This is a genomic window from Pseudoalteromonas sp. SANK 73390, from assembly GCF_054966645.1.
In genome coordinates this window covers 1-1,445 of record NZ_ARPN01000029.1, presented here as the reverse complement: position 1 = coordinate 1,445, position 1,445 = coordinate 1, and the positions used below count along the sequence as shown (strand labels likewise).

At 38.3% G+C, this 1,445-nt stretch carries 2 protein-coding genes; both read right to left on the bottom strand.

The annotated features are described in order from the left end of the window. Positions 1-181 precede the first annotated feature (181 nt). Positions 182-700, bottom strand: coding sequence for a hypothetical protein (locus SANK73390_RS02540; protein WP_462763140.1), 519 nt, complete (start codon positions 698-700; stop codon positions 182-184). A 99-nt stretch (positions 701-799) separates the two neighbouring features. Next, a partial coding sequence (locus tag SANK73390_RS02535; protein ID WP_462763137.1) for a hypothetical protein occupies positions 800-1,445 on the bottom strand: 646 nt, incomplete at its 5' end.

Genomic DNA, 1,445 nt, shown 5'->3' with positions numbered 1-1,445 from the left:
CACCCTTGTTGCCGTTGATATTGGACTACCGTTGCCAGCAGATTTCATACCTGAAGCCAAAGTGTAGTGAGCTAAGGTCACAGCAACTCTAATTCTATTTAACACTTTAAAAAAGCTCTCTTATTGCCTTAACAAATAAAAGTGGGTGTCACCTTTATTATTTTATTTATTTTGCTTACATTTACCATTCATAAAATGGCTGAACATCCCAACTCCATTCACCTGTAGCAAAAAAATAAAACGCCATTATTACCATAAAAAACAAAAAGCATCTTAGGAACAGGGTAAGACCTAAGCACAAAGCTTGTGACTTATATAGTTTCTCGTTTAGGATCTTTATTACTTCATCTGTTAAATTAAATGCACTTAACGCACCAAAAATGAGAAATACCCCTGTAAAGCTACTTTTTCCATTATTTCCGAAAAAAGCCATCACTGACATCCATAGAGTAAGACTTAATACGGAGAAATGAAAAGTAGCTTCCAATGGGCTGCTCCCTGAACTAAAAGAACTGCTTCGACTTCCGAAAAAGTAGGCTAAGCACAGTATTAATTTCAAGTAAAAGCTTTTTGAAAATGCATTGTCATCTAACTCATAATTGACTAAAAAAATATCCATACCTACGTAGGAGAGTATCAAGAAAATAATATGTGCTATTGCAATCTTATTAAAATAATTTATATCTTTATTAACATTCAATTTCTTCACCTAACTTTCAGCATTGCACAGTTACACTTCACAACATCAATATTGTCACTACATCCCTGTAATAACCTTAAGTACGCGCCCTATCTAAACTTACAAACCTTGATAATCTATTACAGGTTTGCCAGTATTTGGATTTATTTTTATGCGTGGTTTTCCTCGTTGAATACCCTTAACTGGTTGAACAGATTTCGATATACCACGGACCGAATTTTTATATAGAAGCCCCATACTATAACCCTTTACCACTTCGGGTATCCCCCCTGTAGTCAGAGTAATAGAAAAGTCCGCGGCAGTGAAAGTTGCTAGTTTTTCAGAAACACTCATAAATGCCCATCTGGCTACCGAAGTTGCAGCTAATTCTACTCCAATTACGCCATAAGATGCATATTCTGCTGTTTTATATAAACCTCTAGCCACAGTTCTTTGGCTCTGATGATAAGCCATCCTAACCCTTGTCACCGACAAATCAGCCTTTGCCATGTCCCTACCGTGTAATAGCCCTCCAGCGTCTTTTTGGCACGACAAATCACATATCACCTCTGCTGTACCGCCTCCATTTTCATCAATATTTATGCTTCCCCATCTTGCGTCAACTCCGCCCATATCAACTCCAAGCTCTTCACCAGCTTGTACTAGAGTGTTATGAGATTGAGCCTTTATATCTCCAGTTAATGAACCGTCACTACCTTCAAGGAGGTTATTGCTTCTTCCACCCGCACCATCCCCGCCGCCTCGC